This is a genomic window from Aurantivibrio infirmus (assembly GCF_054767315.1).
Genome location: NZ_BAAFSK010000001.1, coordinates 260197 through 274890 on the forward strand (window position 1 = coordinate 260197; position 14694 = coordinate 274890).

At 43.7% G+C, this 14694-nt stretch carries 14 protein-coding genes; all 14 read left to right on the top strand.

Features of this window, described 5'->3' with window-relative positions; all coding sequences use genetic code 11:
* The first annotated feature begins 1 nt into the window (after position 1).
* The 14 genes from ACYUCY_RS01110 to ACYUCY_RS01175 all read left to right on the top strand — a co-directional run bounded on the left by ACYUCY_RS01110 (position 2) and on the right by ACYUCY_RS01175 (position 14650).
* Complete coding sequence (locus ACYUCY_RS01110; RefSeq protein ID WP_460224593.1) at positions 2 to 1261, top strand: glutamate-5-semialdehyde dehydrogenase; 1260 nt, start codon at positions 2 to 4, stop codon at positions 1259 to 1261.
* A gap of 16 nt (positions 1262 to 1277) precedes the next feature.
* Positions 1278 to 1925, top strand: a complete 648-nt coding sequence (nadD, locus tag ACYUCY_RS01115; protein ID WP_460224594.1) for a nicotinate-nucleotide adenylyltransferase — start codon at positions 1278 to 1280, stop codon at positions 1923 to 1925.
* A 70-nt stretch (positions 1926 to 1995) separates the two neighbouring features.
* Complete coding sequence (rsfS, locus tag ACYUCY_RS01120; RefSeq protein ID WP_460224595.1) at positions 1996 to 2337, top strand: ribosome silencing factor; 342 nt, start codon at positions 1996 to 1998, stop codon at positions 2335 to 2337.
* A 17-nt stretch (positions 2338 to 2354) separates the two neighbouring features.
* On the top strand, positions 2355 to 2822 hold the full coding sequence (rlmH, locus tag ACYUCY_RS01125; RefSeq protein ID WP_460224596.1) for a 23S rRNA (pseudouridine(1915)-N(3))-methyltransferase RlmH: 468 nt from the start codon (positions 2355 to 2357) through the stop codon (positions 2820 to 2822).
* Between the two features lie 277 nt (positions 2823 to 3099).
* Complete coding sequence (mrdA, locus tag ACYUCY_RS01130; protein ID WP_460224597.1) at positions 3100 to 4992, top strand: penicillin-binding protein 2; 1893 nt, start codon at positions 3100 to 3102, stop codon at positions 4990 to 4992.
* Positions 4992 to 6140: a rod shape-determining protein RodA gene (rodA, locus tag ACYUCY_RS01135; protein ID WP_460225100.1), complete on the top strand. Its 1149-nt coding sequence runs from the start codon at positions 4992 to 4994 to the stop codon at positions 6138 to 6140. Before mrdA ends, rodA begins: the two co-directional genes overlap by 1 nt.
* Positions 6141 to 6199: 59 nt before the next feature.
* Positions 6200 to 7198, top strand: coding sequence for a lytic murein transglycosylase B (gene mltB / locus ACYUCY_RS01140; RefSeq protein ID WP_460224598.1), 999 nt, complete (start codon positions 6200 to 6202; stop codon positions 7196 to 7198).
* Positions 7199 to 7270: 72 nt separating this feature from the next.
* Positions 7271 to 8161, top strand: coding sequence for a septal ring lytic transglycosylase RlpA family protein (locus tag ACYUCY_RS01145; RefSeq protein ID WP_460224599.1), 891 nt, complete (start codon positions 7271 to 7273; stop codon positions 8159 to 8161).
* A gap of 205 nt (positions 8162 to 8366) precedes the next feature.
* A complete protein-coding gene (locus tag ACYUCY_RS01150; protein WP_460225101.1) occupies positions 8367 to 9488 on the top strand; it encodes a D-alanyl-D-alanine carboxypeptidase family protein in 1122 nt (373 codons plus the stop codon).
* Positions 9489 to 9545: 57 nt separating this feature from the next.
* Complete coding sequence (locus ACYUCY_RS01155; RefSeq protein ID WP_460224600.1) at positions 9546 to 9818, top strand: HP0495 family protein; 273 nt, start codon at positions 9546 to 9548, stop codon at positions 9816 to 9818.
* The gene (lipB, locus tag ACYUCY_RS01160) at positions 9818 to 10474 is read left to right on the top strand and encodes a lipoyl(octanoyl) transferase LipB (protein WP_460224601.1); all 657 of its coding nucleotides are present in this window, start codon (positions 9818 to 9820) and stop codon (positions 10472 to 10474) included. Before ACYUCY_RS01155 ends, lipB begins: the two co-directional genes overlap by 1 nt.
* An 85-nt stretch (positions 10475 to 10559) precedes the next feature.
* Positions 10560 to 11543 carry a lipoyl synthase gene (gene lipA / locus ACYUCY_RS01165; RefSeq protein ID WP_460224602.1) on the top strand — a complete coding sequence of 328 codons (984 nt, stop codon included), beginning with the start codon at positions 10560 to 10562 and terminating at the stop codon, positions 11541 to 11543.
* 77 nt (positions 11544 to 11620) lie between these two features.
* Positions 11621 to 12160 (top strand): GNAT family N-acetyltransferase, encoded by a 540-nt coding sequence (locus ACYUCY_RS01170; RefSeq protein ID WP_460224603.1) that lies wholly within the window; start codon positions 11621 to 11623, stop codon positions 12158 to 12160.
* Positions 12161 to 12592: 432 nt separating this feature from the next.
* Positions 12593 to 14650 carry a thioredoxin domain-containing protein gene (locus ACYUCY_RS01175; protein WP_460224604.1) on the top strand — a complete coding sequence of 686 codons (2058 nt, stop codon included), beginning with the start codon at positions 12593 to 12595 and terminating at the stop codon, positions 14648 to 14650.
* The last annotated feature ends 44 nt before the right edge of the window (positions 14651 to 14694 follow it).

A 14694-nucleotide genomic window follows, 5' to 3' on the forward strand; every position in this document is an offset into this window, starting at 1 on the left:
AATGACGACGACAAAAGAATATATGGCCGAGTTAGGTCAAAATGCTCGCGCTGCGGCGAAAGTGATTGCGGCGGCAGGCACCGGCACTAAAAACCTTGCATTAACCGCAACCGCAGATGCTCTGAATGCGTCTCGCCAAGCGATTGCTGATGCAAATAAGCTTGATATGGATGCAGGTAAAGCAAATGGCCTGGATGACGCATTGCTGGATCGCCTTGAACTCACCCCGGCGCGTATAGACGGCATGATTGAAGGCCTGTTACAGGTAGCCGGTTTGCCCGACCCTTGCGGTGAGATTACCGATATGGCGAATCGCCCCAGTGGTATACAAGTCGGCAAAATGCGAGTCGCCTTAGGCGTTATCGGCATTATTTATGAATCTAGGCCGAATGTAACAATCGATGCTGCCAGTCTCTGCTTGAAGTCTGGGAACGCCACCATCCTTCGTGGCGGCAGTGAGGCAATGCATTCCAATCAGGCCATTGCCGCCTGTATTAAAAATGGTTTAGTGGCGGCAAATCTTCCCGATACCGTCGTTCAGGTAGTGAATACCCGAGATCGCGAGGCGGTTGGCGAGCTGATTACCATGGATAAATTCGTTGATGTGATCGTTCCTCGTGGTGGTAAAAGTCTTATCGAAAGAATTGCGAATAATGCAACAGTACCGGTGATTAAACATCTCGATGGAATCTGCCATGTGTATATCGATTCGGATGCCGATTTAAATAAGGCATTTGACGTCGCTTTGAATGCGAAGACGCGACGCTACGGTGTTTGTGGCGCTATGGAAACCTTACTCGTTGCAGAGGACGTGGCGAAAGATGTGTTGCCAAGATTGGCAGAAGCTTACTTGGAGCACGGCGTAGAGCTAAGAGGTTGCGCAAAAACCTGCTCCTTAATTGCAAATGTTAAACCGGCGACGGAAGAGGACTGGGGCACCGAATACCTTGGCCCTATCTTGTCGGTTCGTATTCTTCCTGGGATTGATGAGGCAATCGATCATATTAATACTTATGGTTCGCAGCATACCGATTCAATCATGACCAACGATCTAGCTAAATCTCAGCGTTTCCTGAAGGAAGTTGATTCTAGTTCTGTGATGGTTAATGCCTCTACCCAATTTGCCGACGGCTTTGAATACGGCCTCGGTGCAGAGATTGGTATTTCGACGAATAGGATTCATGTGCGTGGTCCCGTTGGTTTGGAAGGACTTACTATTCAAAAGTGGATTGTTATTGGCGATGGCACCATTCGACCCTAGTCGGTCAAGGTAATTAATGACTTCGCGAAAAACTATTGGTCTATTTGGTGGTACTTTTGATCCCATCCACGTTGGGCACCTCAGAGTCGCCTTGGAACTAAAGCAGCGATTGCACTTAGATGAAATGCGCTTGGTTCCTTGCCACATTCCCCCTCATCGTTACGAGCCTGTCGCTAGTCCAGAACAGCGCGCGGCCATGGTGAAGTTAGCGATAAGTGATTGTCCACACTTACAAATCGATGAGATCGAGCTTGCCAATCCGGAGCCTTCATTTTCAATTCACACTTTGGAAGTATTGCGAGAGCAACTGGGTTCTGATGTTTCGTTGTGCTTGTCGATGGGAATGGATTCGTTAATTAATTTATCGACGTGGCATCGTTGGCGGGAGTTATTGTCATTTGGTCACATCATCGTTGCCGCAAGGCCAAACTCAGCCTTACCAGAATCTGGCGAAATCGCCGAGTTTATCCAGCAACATCAAGGCAGTGGGGGCGATTTACATGCTCGGCCATCGGGGTCGATCGTGATATTGGAGTCGACCTTGTTGCCGATATCCGCAACCGAGATTCGAGAAATGATTCCAAAGGCGGAATCGCCGCAGTTTTTGTTGGTGGATTCAGTACTACGCTATATAAAGGCGAATAATCTTTATGGTTCGCATTAAGCGGCAATCAAAAAGCTGTGATTCAAAACAGAAAATTTTATTAAATTAAGTAGGGTGAATAGGTTTAAATATGGCGTCTTCGACAAACGAAATTATTATCAACGCACTAGAGGATCTAAAAGGCAAAGATATTGTCAGTCTTGACGTAAGAGAGATGTCTGATGTAATGGACACTTTAGTTATTGTCAGCGGTACATCGAACCGCCATGTTAAATCCTTAGTGGATAATGTCGTCGCCGACGTTAAAGCCGCCGGTATTCAGCCGCTGGGCATTGAGGGCAAAGAAGACGGTGAGTGGGTGTTGGTGGATCTTGGTGATACCGTGGTACATGCGATGTTGCCCAGCACGCGCGAATTTTATGATTTAGAAAAGCTGTGGTCGTTGGAGCCGGTCGGTAGGACTGGCGACTAAAGCATTTTCTTTCTGCGATGAAAATTCTGCTAACAGCGATTGGAACAAAAATGCCCACCTGGGTGAGCAGTGGCGTTCTTGAATATCAAAAACGTTTACCTAAAGAATTTTCTATAGAGGTGAAAGAAATCCCTCTCGCCCATCGAGGAAAAACCGCTTCGGTGCAGCAAGCCAAAGATCAAGAAGCAGAAAAAATACTGAGCACCGTACAAGAAAAACAATGTGTAGTTGCCCTCGATAGTCGGGGTAAGCAATGGAATACTGAGCAGCTCGCAGAACAAATAGAGAAATGGCAGATGGATGGTCGCGACCTTAATTTTTTGGTGGGCGGACCAGATGGATTGTCGCAGAAATGTATTCAAAGAGCGGACACGGTTTGGTCATTGTCAGCGTTAACATTACCTCACCCTTTGGTCAGAGTGGTTATTGTCGAACAACTATATCGAGCTTGGAGTTTGTTAAACAATCATCCTTACCATAAGTAGATTTGTTGGTTCTTTAGTATTTTTTCAATGTAGTTATTTTAATTTGGCTTTTTCGATTTTATTTTTTACTTTGATAAATTGTTGTGTCGATGGACCAATTTTTTAAAAAGCAAAACAATTAGGTTTTATATTTTCTGCCTCCATTTTTTTTGCGCGATGTTCGACGGGGAATTGTGGCGAATATGTAAAAACGAGAACACAGAATTGCCAGTATTGTTCGATATAAACACAGTTCAATCTCAATTTAAAAATAAAACCACAAAACGAATCTTGTTCTATGTCTGATCATTTGCAATTAAAAGATCATTACAATGAATCGCGAATATTTAGTCATCGCGTATGGTTTGTGTTCGCGGTCGTTATTTTTCTCATGGGTTTGCTGGTGTATCGTTATTATGATTTGCAAATAACCGATTATCAGGATTACGCGACGCAATCAGATCGCAATAGGATTCAAGTCCAGGCCCTCCCTCCTACACGTGGCCTTATTTATGATCGCAACGGTGTCTTACTTGCAGACAACCGACCCAGCTATACCTTAACCATTGTTAAAGAACGCGTAAACGATATCGATGAAACTCTCGCGTTAATCGGAAGTTTAATAGAGGTTAGTGAAGCAGACCTTGAACGCTTCCAAAAAAATCTTGCACAACGTCGTCGCCCCTTTGAGCCGGTATTATTGCGTAGCGAATTAAACGAAGAAGAGATTGCACGTTTTGCCGTGAATGAATTTCGTTTGCCTGGCGTAGAAGTAGAGGCACAATTAGTTCGTTACTACCCTTTTGGTGAGGCTTTTGCACACAGCGTCGGTTATGTAAGTCGAATCAATGCGGAAGAATTATCCGGTTTTTCAGAAGAGCAATATGAGCGTTATCGTGGCACTAACGCGATCGGAAAAATTGGCATTGAAAAACAATACGAAGAAATGTTGCTAGGTACCGTGGGTTATCGCAATGTAGAAACTGATGCACGCGGTCGAGTACTACGAGAATTAGAGCGCTTCGATCCGTTACCGGGGCAAGATTTGCATTTATATGTCGACGCCAAAGTCCAAGCTGCGGCGATTGAGGCAATGCAAGATTTACGCGGTGCGATTGTCGTCGTCGAAGTTGAAACTGGCGGCGTGATTGCTATCGTTTCTAACCCTGGTTTTGACCCAAATCTTTTTGTCACCGGAATATCGAGCAAAGATTATCGTGCACTCAACGAGTCAACAGAAAACCCATTGTTTAATCGCGCGTTACAAGGCGCTTACGAACCGGGTTCGACACTTAAGCCGATGTTGGGCTTGGCTGGATTAGAAGCGGGTGTTATTACTCCTCACACGACAATTAATGACCCCGGTTTTTTTCAGTTGCCCGGTGTAAAGCGCCGCTTTCGCGATCACATAAGTTGGGGTCACGGAAAGGCAGTTGACCTAAAACAGGCAATTATTGAGTCGTGTAATACGTATTTCTTTAACCTCGTCAACGAAATGACAATTGATAAAGTTGTACCCTTCGGCCGGCAATTTGGGTTAGGTGAAAAAACAGAAATCGATATTCCAAGCGAAGGTTCGGGAATTTGGCCCTCGCCGCAATGGAAGCGCGAAAAACGCGGGTTATCTTGGGGTCTCGGCGACACCTTAAATGTGGGTATTGGTCAGGGTGATGTGCTATTAACGCCTGCCCAACTCGCGGTTATGACCGCAACGATGGCATCGCGCGGCAAGCGGCCGAAATTAAAAGTCGTACAGCCAAAATGGCAATCAGATCTTTTATTGATGGATCAGGTTGTTGCGAAGCCGAAAAATATTGTCGTCGCGAAAGATGAAAATTGGAATTATGTGTTGGCGGCTATGGAGCAAGTTGTTCATCACCCAAAGGGAACGGCTCGTAGTATTAGTAAGGATTTGGATTATCGGATGGCAGCAAAAACCGGAACTGCGCAATCGATCAGCATAGGGCAAGATGAAAAATATAAAGAAGACGAGTTGGCCGAGCGCTATCGTGATGATGCGTTAATCGTGGCTTATGCCCCTGCCGACAAACCTAAAGTTGCTATTTCTGTCATTGTAGAAAATAAAGGCCACGGCGGTGAAATTGCCGCACCTATCGCGCGTAAAGTGTTGGATACATATTATCGAGTTGAGTTAGAGCGCGAAAAATTATTATCCACCGAGGCGGAGTAATAGTGTCCGATCAAGATTTTTTAAGGCGCATGCCCGAGGCGAGTCACGATTTACGTCGTCGCAGCAGTCTGGCGGCCCGGTTTAGAATTGATGTCCCTTTATTGTTTATGTTGATGGCTCTGTCTACTTTTGGCTTGGTCGTTTTATATAGCGCTAGTGGTGAAAGCCATTATTATATTGAAAGACAAGTGATTCGCTTGGGCGTCGCGTTTTTAATTATGTTGGTTGTCGCACAAGTTCAGTTACATGCATTAATTCGTTGGGCGCCTTATTTTTGGATCATCGGTGTTGTTCTTCTAGTGTTGGTGATGTTTTTTGGTAGTGGTTCAAAAGGCGCTCAGCGCTGGCTAAGTTTGGGTGGTTTTCGATTTCAGCCTTCAGAAATTGTAAAGGTAGCCCTGCCCATCGTTGTCGCTGGATATTTATCACAGCGACATTTACCTCCGAATATTAAACACGTGGTGTGGGCGTTAATTATCATTTTTATTCCCACGCTAATGATTTTACGTCAGCCTGATTTAGGTACCTCCTTGTTGATTGCGGCCTCGGGCTTGGCGGGTTTATTTTTGGCGGGTTTGCGTTGGCGCTATATTGTAGGTGCTTTGGTTCTGTTGGTCGCTAGTGCGTGGCCAATTTGGCTTTTTGTTTTACGTGAGTATCAAAAACAACGAATTCTTACCATGTTCCGACCGGATGATGATCGACTGGGTGCAGGTTGGAATATTTTTCAGTCGAAAGTGGCAATTGGTTCTGGCGGCTTGTCGGGGAAAGGTTGGATGCAAGGTACGCAGTCGCATCTAGATTTTTTACCCGAAAGTCATACCGATTTTATTATAGCCGTGCTAGCTGAAGAATTTGGCTTGATCGGGATTCTTGCTTTGTTAACGATTTATTTGTTAATTATAGGTCGGGGTTTTGTTATCGCTCTGAATGCACAAGATACTTTCGGGCGCCTATTGGCCGGTAGCCTCACGTTAACGTTTTTCGTTTATGTCTTTGTGAACGTCGGGATGGTGGTGGGATTATTGCCCGTCGTGGGAGTGCCATTACCATTAGTGAGCTACGGTGGTACATCAATGATAACACTGATGATGGCCTTTGGTTTGTTGATGGCGATCAGTACCGAACAGCGCAGAGTCACGGTTTAATATTAACTTTTTAAAATGAAATATTTCCTTAGTGGGAACATTATTTGCCGGGGGGCATTTTGAAAATCATTTATCTTTTAACTAAAAAATATATTTCAGTATGCGTTTTTTTGTTTTTGGGTATTGTCAGTTTTAATACCCATTCCGACTATACGAAAAATCCTCTCGCAGTCGCATTTATTGATGACATGGTCTCAAGCCATCAATTTTCCAAATCTGATCTAATCTCACTATTTTCCCAGGCCAATAAACAGCAGAAGATAATTGATGCTATTTCTCGGCCGGCGGAAAAAACCTTAACTTGGGCGCAATACCGAAATATCTTTCTAAAGCCGGAGCGTATTGAAAAGGGCGCGAAATTTTGGCAGAAACATAGAGCCACTCTCGAAAAAGCGCAGCAAGACTTTGGTGTTGATGTTGAAGTAATCGTTGCTATTTTAGGAGTAGAAACACGTTACGGCGAAGTGCAAGGTAGTTACCGAGTGATTGACGCGCTTTCAACACTTGGGTTCGATTATCCTCCTCGCGCAGCATTTTTCCGTAAGGAACTTGAAAATTTTTTATTGTTGGCGAGAGAGCAAAAACAAGATCCTGTCAGTTTAACCGGTTCTTACGCTGGCGCCATGGGCTACGGACAATTCATTCCCTCTAGTTATAGAGCCTACGCCGTCGATTATGATCAAGATGGTTTCGCCGATATTTGGAATAATCCGGTCGATGCGATTGGCAGTATCGCAAATTATTTTAAACAGCATCATTGGTCGACGGGTGGAGCAGTCCTTGTGCCAGCGAAGTATACGGGCGTGGATTTAAACAGCCTCGACACCAATAAGTTAAAGCTTGAGAAAACTATTTCAACGCTCAGCGCCTCAAACTTTGTTCCAAATCAAACCGTTGACTCAGATCAACAAGCGATCCCACTGGCGCTAGAGGGTGATGAGGGTATGGAATATTATTTGGGCTTGAAAAACTTCTACGTTATTACTCGCTACAATCACAGCCATTTGTACGCGATGGCTGTGTATCAATTGAGTCAGGCGATAAAGCAACAAATGTAAGGCTAGCAGTTTTAGTAAGATAGAGAGTCGAGTAAGTTTGTTTTTAAATTTTTTGGGAGTTCGAGCGTTAAAATGGTAGCGATAAACAGAAAATATTTAATTATTTTGCTTAGCATAATGTCGATATCACTGGCAGGTTGCGTTTCCGGTTTTCGTACTTCTTCGACTTCTCCTTCGCCCGGTAAGGATAGTGGGCCTGCGAGACCTATGGACGTATCTCATATTCCTGATGCGGTTCCAAGAGTTGAGCCGATCACTGCCGCCGGAAATAAATCACCTTACGTCGTAATGGGTAAAACTTATCGGGTGATGAGTGATCCCAGTGGTTATCAAGAGCGCGGCATTGCCAGCTGGTACGGAAATAAATTTCATGGCAGACGCACCTCAAATGGCGAAGTCTATGATATGTACGGTATGACCGCAGCCCATAAGACGCTGCCCATCCCTTCGTTTGTTCAAGTGACCAACTTAAAAAACAAAAAAACAATTATTGTACGGGTGAACGATCGCGGCCCATTTCATGATGGCCGAATAATTGATTTAACTTATGCCGCAGCAAAAAAACTAGACTTTCAGCATATTGGTACAGCTCAAGTAGAAGTTAAATTGATTGATCCTCGCACCTATAGTTCGGGAGAGTCTTCTAACCCATCCAATAGTGTTACCAGGAGTCAGAGCTCGGGTGAGCAATCGGCACCGGCACCAGTGAATTCGGCGGGTTACCGCTTGCCAGAAAATACCTATTTGCAAGCGGGGGCGTTTAGCTCGCAGGCTTCTGCAGAAAATTTGCAAGCTAAAATTTCCTCATTGACGCGCTATCCGGTATCAATAATTCGCTCGGTTTCCGCAAGCGTTTTGTACAAAGTTCGCGTTGGTCCGATAGACGACAATTGGGAATTGGTGAATTTGCAGGAATCATTGATTAAGCAAAAACTAGCGCAGCCTTATGTGGTTTATGAATAGGCCATTCTTAAGATCAAATGTTAGAATCCCGGCGTAAATTTTATCTGCAGAAAATTTTACCAACGGAGTAAGGGTGTTTCGCGGTAGTTGCGATGAGTTGAGTAGCGATTCGTTGAGTTTAGGAAAATAAATGAATACAAATAGTAAAAGAAGGGGAATTATTTTGTTTGCTGTATTGAAAAAATCAGTTTTTGGAATCTGTTGCATGGTGGTTTTATCTGGCGCCCTTGCACAAGACATCATTATTCCTGCCCCGCCACAATTGGCAGCGTCGGGATACTTACTGATTGATGCGACCACTGGAGAGGTTCTCGTAGAAAAGAATGCGGATGTGCAACTTCCGCCAGCAAGCCTTACAAAAATGATGACGAGCTACATTGTTTCCGGAGAGATTGAACGAGGTAACTTGTCCGAATCTACGATGGTGAATATCAGTGTTAAAGCCTGGCAGATGGAAGGCTCCAAAATGTTTATTCGCGAAGGAACGCAAGTCTCGGTCGGTGACTTGATGCGGGGAGTCATTATTCAATCGGGAAATGATGCTAGCGTTGCATTAGCTGAGCATGTTGCAGGCAGTGAATCGGCTTTTGCTGACATCATGAATCAACAAGCCGCTTTGTTGGGAATGAATAGTACACATTATGAAAATGCGACGGGATGGCCAGCAGAAGGCCATTTAACGACTGCGCGAGATCTGTCGTTGCTCGCCAAAGCGCTTATTAATGATCACCCCGAGCACTACGCAATTTATGCGGAAGAAAGCTTCGAATATAACAATATTAACCAGCCCAATAGAAACAGATTGTTATCCAGAGACCCCAGTGTTGATGGTATAAAAACCGGTCACACCGAAGAAGCGGGTTATTGCTTAGTGTCATCGGCCAAGAAAAATGGCATGCGTCTTATCGCTATTGTGATGGGAACTCGGTCCGATAATGCCCGTATGGTGGAATCGCAAAAGCTACTGACTTATGGTTTTCGTTACTTTCAAACCCATCAGCTATACTCAGTAAACGACGAAGTTAGCAAAATCCGAGTGTGGTCTGGTAAAACCGATGAGCTTAGTCTGGGCGTAGCAGAAGATACCAACCTTACCTTGCCAAGAGGCGCGCAAGATAAGTTGCAAGCACAAATGCATATCGACAAAGTTATTAAAGCGCCAATCAAGCTTGGTCAGGAAATCGGAAAAATCACTATCGACTTAGATGGCGAGCAAATCTTAGAGCTGCCTTTAGTAGCTAAGCAAGAGATCGAGCAGGCCGGCTTTTTTGCGCGAACTTGGGATAGCATCAAGTTATTTTTTATGAATTTGTTTGGTTTGCTGTAAAATTTTTCCAATCAAATTTGAAATATTTTATAAAGACAGGATTGATGAGTTAGTGTTATGAGTGAAATAGAAGCACCAAAAATCGAATTTCCCTGCGAAGATTACCCGATAAAAATCATGGGCGATGCGATTGATGATTTTCACTCTGTAGTCGTTACCGTTGTTGAAAAACATTCGCCGAATTTCGATCAAACTAAAATCACTGTTCGCGATAGCCGAAACGGACGATATACGGCGGTGACCGTATATATTACCGCGACAGGCGAACCACAATTGAAATCCATTTTTGAAGAGTTGAAAACCATACAAGCCGTTAAAATGGTGTTGTAGTGGTAAATAACGAACAAGCGTTAATAATTCGCGATCTCGGCGTCGAGGATTATTCGAAAACTTGGCAGGCAATGACAGCCTTCACCAATACGCGTGATGCAGATACTCTTGACGAATTATGGTTAGTTCAACATTCACCTGTATTTACTTTGGGCCAGGCAGGTAAAAAAGAACATATTATCTTGCCTAAAGATATTCCCGTCGTGCAGTGCGACCGAGGCGGACAAGTAACTTACCATGGCCCCGGCCAACTTATTGCTTACTCTTTACTTGATTTAAAGCGCGCTAAAATTGGCGTGCGTGAATTGGTTGAAAAGATTGAAGAGGTTTTAATTCAAACCCTGAGCGAATATCAAATACGAGCCGAAAGGCAAGATGGTGCGCCGGGTGTTTATGTTAACGATGAAAAAATTGCGGCGCTCGGTTTGCGCGTTAGAAAAGGGTGTAGTTTCCATGGTATGAGTATGAATGTGGCAATGGATCTCGAGCCGTTTACGAGAATTAATCCCTGTGGTTATCCAGGCTTGGGCGTGGTTCAAATGATAGATAAAGCTCCAAAAAATTTAAATATTGATGTTGACCAAGTCGCCGCCACTTTAGTAGAAAAATTTTGTGAAGTATTGAGTTTTAAAAAAATATTCCCACCGAATACTTGAGTCCTCGCGAAATTACACAACTAAGTTGCGGCGTTTACGTATCCAATAAACTTTTATTAAAATATAAACTAGTGTCCTTAGCATTATGAAAAACGGTTCCGATGAAATTCCTGTTCAACGTACTCGACGTCGAGCTCAGGGCGAAAAATTACGAGATGCTGATAAAGTAGAGCGCATTCCCGTTAAAGTAATCGCTAGCGATACCTTGTTACGAAAACCCGAGTGGATACGAGTTAAAGTTCCTGCGTCACCAGAAGTTGACCGCATTAAAAAAATCCTTCGAAAAAATAATTTATCCAGTGTCTGCGAAGAAGCCAGTTGTCCGAATTTGGGAGAATGTTTTTCGGGTGGCACTGCGACATTTATGGTGATGGGTGATATCTGCACACGACGTTGCCCTTTTTGCGATGTAGGCCACGGAAAACCCAACCCTCTGGATGTCGATGAGCCAAGACATCTCGCCGAAGCGATTGCGGAAATGAAATTAAAATACGTCGTAATCACCTCGGTTGATAGAGATGATTTGCGAGATGGCGGCGCAGAACATTTCGCAGAATGTATTCGCGAAGCGCGTGCACTCTCTCCGAATTTAACGGTAGAGGTTTTAACACCAGATTTCCGTGGCAGAATGCAAGAGGCTTTAATTCATTTCGAGGAACATGCGCCAGATGTCTTTAATCATAATCTCGAAACTGTACCGAGTTTATACCGTCAGGCGAGACCCGGAGCGAATTATCAGTGGTCATTAAAACTATTAAAAGAATTTAAAGCAAAGCGACCTGATGTGAGAACAAAGTCCGGTTTGATGGTTGGATTAGGCGAGACAAAGGAAGAAATTTTTCAAGTCCTAAAAGATTTACGTGAGCACGATGTCGATATGTTAACCATAGGGCAATATTTGCAGCCATCACGTGACCACTTACCCGTTGACCGTTATGTTCATCCCGACGAATTTGCAGAGTATCAGCAGCTTGCACAAGAGCTAGGTTTTCTTCACGCCGCCTGCGGACCATTAGTTCGGTCCTCCTACCATGCCGATAAACAGGCGTCCGGTGAGATAGTCTTATAACTATGTTCTCGAATTCATTATCATTTCTCGACGCCTTCTAAGTTTACTGCTAAATATCACTACAAATGGAATATCGAGTGAAACCGGAGATCATATTGGAACAACTTACGCTGGATCATACCCAGGAGCTGTATGATCTAACGGAAGCAAATAGAGAGCATCTTAGGGAATGGCTTCCTTGGTTAGACTTTATTAAATCGAGTCATGACACAAAAAAATTCATTGAGTCTACTATTGCAGAGTCTTCGACTGGCGGCGCTCGAAATTATGCAATTAAATATGAAGGCGTTATTTGCGGTGTTGCAGGCTTCCATGAAATAAATAAACAGCACAAAATTGGTTCTATCGGGTATTGGTTAGCTCAACCCTTTGAGGGTAAGGGAATTATTTCCCATGCCATCACTGAAATCCTAGAAATTGGCTATGGTGAATTTAATCTTAATAAAATCGAGATTCATTGTGCCGTTGGCAATGAGAAAAGCCGAGCGATACCAGAGCGACTAGGTTTCACTTACGAAGCAACATTAAGGCAGAGTGAGTGGCTCTACTCAAAGTATGTAGACCAAGCCATCTATTCAATGCTCGCTGCGGAATACAATGCTTTAAAAGCCTGCTAGAAAACTAGCGATGATGAATATACATCTTGCTAGCATAATCATTCAGTCTACATAGCTATGCGACTAAGTGGTTCCCTTTTCTAGGGAAATTTTTAGGCCGAATTCTTGTGTGATCATCCACAAAATCTTCCGTTGAGTAAGTAGATTTGGGTATGCTACTAGCGCTCATTAATTGAATTGGTTACTGTGCATTAATCAACATTGGGGCGTGTAGTGAATTAAAGATCATTGCTCAGACTTTCTCCGAAATCAATGTGGCTATAAGACTCTAAAAGAGCAAATAAACACAACGGTTTTGGCTGTTTCAAGAGGCGAGTTTGCTTGCAAGATTTGATTGGTCGTTTGGTCAACTCTTACGATCATAAGCAATAAATCGGCGGAGCCGATTATCACTATAGCGGGGATTCAGCTGTACCTTATTTGCCGGTAATCATGACTATTATCAAAAATACCTTGGGCGCGACAACGAGCCTTTATCTCCTACAACACAAAGACAATCCCGTTGCATGGCAACAGTGGACTGACGAGGTGTTGGAGCTTGCCGATCAGCAAGATAAGCCCATTTTATTATCTATTGGCTATTCTGCTTGCCATTGGTGTCATGTGATGGCTAAAGAATCTTTCGAAGATGAAGAAACAGCAGAATTGATGAACGAAAAATTCATCAATATTAAAGTCGATCGTGAAGAACGACCCGATATTGATCTTGTCTATCAAACCTCACATTTATTTTTAACCGGCTTGCCAGGCGGATGGCCATTGACAGCATTTTTGTGCCCGAGAACCAAGCTTCCGTTTTTAATTGGTACTTATTTTCCTAAACAAAATACGCAGGGTCGCATGAGCTTTAAGGAATTACTACTTAAAGTGAACGACTATTATCAAACTCGAGGTAAAGATTTTGTTTCTGTGTTGGACCAAGTAAGAGAAAGTTTTGAAAGTTTGGCCGAACAAGAAAGTGCTGACCATTCAGATACCTTACTTAACGAAATTCCTATCGAGCGAGCAGCAATTGATTTGTTAAATGATGCTGATTTGCAATCCGGGGGATTTGGTCGTGCTCCAAAATTTGCGATGGCGACAAGCTTGGAGAGATTATTTGTAACACAGTTGCATAAAAACGAATTGACGCAGGGTGCACGCAATCATTTCGAACGCAGCTTGTTGATGATGTGTCGCTCAGGGATTAATGATCAAATTGGCGGAGGTTTTTTTCGCTATTCAACCGACGATGAGTGGATGATCCCTCATTACGAAAAAATGCTCTATGACAATGGATTGTTGCTAGCGATTTATTCTCAAGCTTGGTCGATTTTCAGTTACTCAGACTTTGAACGATGCGCCCGCGGTATTGCTCGGTGGGCGCTTGAAGAAATGCGTTCAAGTAATGGCGCATTTTACGGCTCGCTCAATGCAGATGCTGATAATCGTCAGGGTGGTTTTTATACTTGGGATGTGGAAGAACTGAATGAATTGTTGAGTGCCAAAGAGAACGGCGTAGTGAGAGCGGTTTACGAACTCGATAAAGTGCCCAACTTTGAAAATCTTTGGCACTTACACCGTGAGCGGGATTGGGGAAGCATCATCGAAGAATTAGAATTAGATGAGACCAATGTTAATGAGTTGCTAGAGTCCGCCCACGAAAAAATGCGTCAAGCTAGAACGTCAAGAATCAAACCAATACGCGACAATAAAATTCTGACAGCTTGGAATGGATTGATGATTCGCGGCCTTGCAGTTGCGGGGAGAATTTTTCAAGACGATAGTTATCGAAAAGCAGCACAGCAAGCTGTCGATTTTATTCGTAACAATCTTTGGTTGAATCAACGTTTATATGCTACATGGCAGAATGATAAGGCCAAGTATACGGCTTACTTGGACGATTACGTATTTTTAATGGACGGTTTAAGCGAGCTGTTAAGAATTGAGTGGCGTGATGAAGACTACCGATTTTTGTGTGGTCTAGCGGAATCCTTAATTGAAAATTTCGAAGATAAAGAAAATGGCGGTTTTTATTTTTCTGCCCACGATCACGAAGAACTAGCATACCGCGGGAAGCCATTTTCAGATGGTGTGTTACCGGCCGGTAATGGAGTCGCGGCAAAAATATTTGGTCGTATGGGGCATCTATGTGCTGAGCCTCGCTATCTGGATTGCGCAAAGCGTACTTTGTTAAGTGGTTGGGCGTCGATGCTTAATCAACCTAAAAACCATCACAATGCATTGTTAGGTTTGGCTGAATTTCTCTCGGCACCGGTTCAAGTTATGCTGAAGGGCGGAGAGCAAATGCGCGAATGGCGACAAACTATACAAATACAATATGGCGAGCTTGTCCATTGTTACTGGGTGCCTCTTGATTCCGATATTCATCCGCCAGAATTATTTTTATTGGAAGATGAGCAAGGGCTTGTTTGCGTCGGCGATGAATGTCTTGAGCCGCAAGATGATCTGGCGGCTTTGTTAGAGCAGTTGTCTGAAGTTGTTGTGTAACAATCCAGCGTTCGTGCTTTCAGGGGTCGCGCCCTTATAACGTT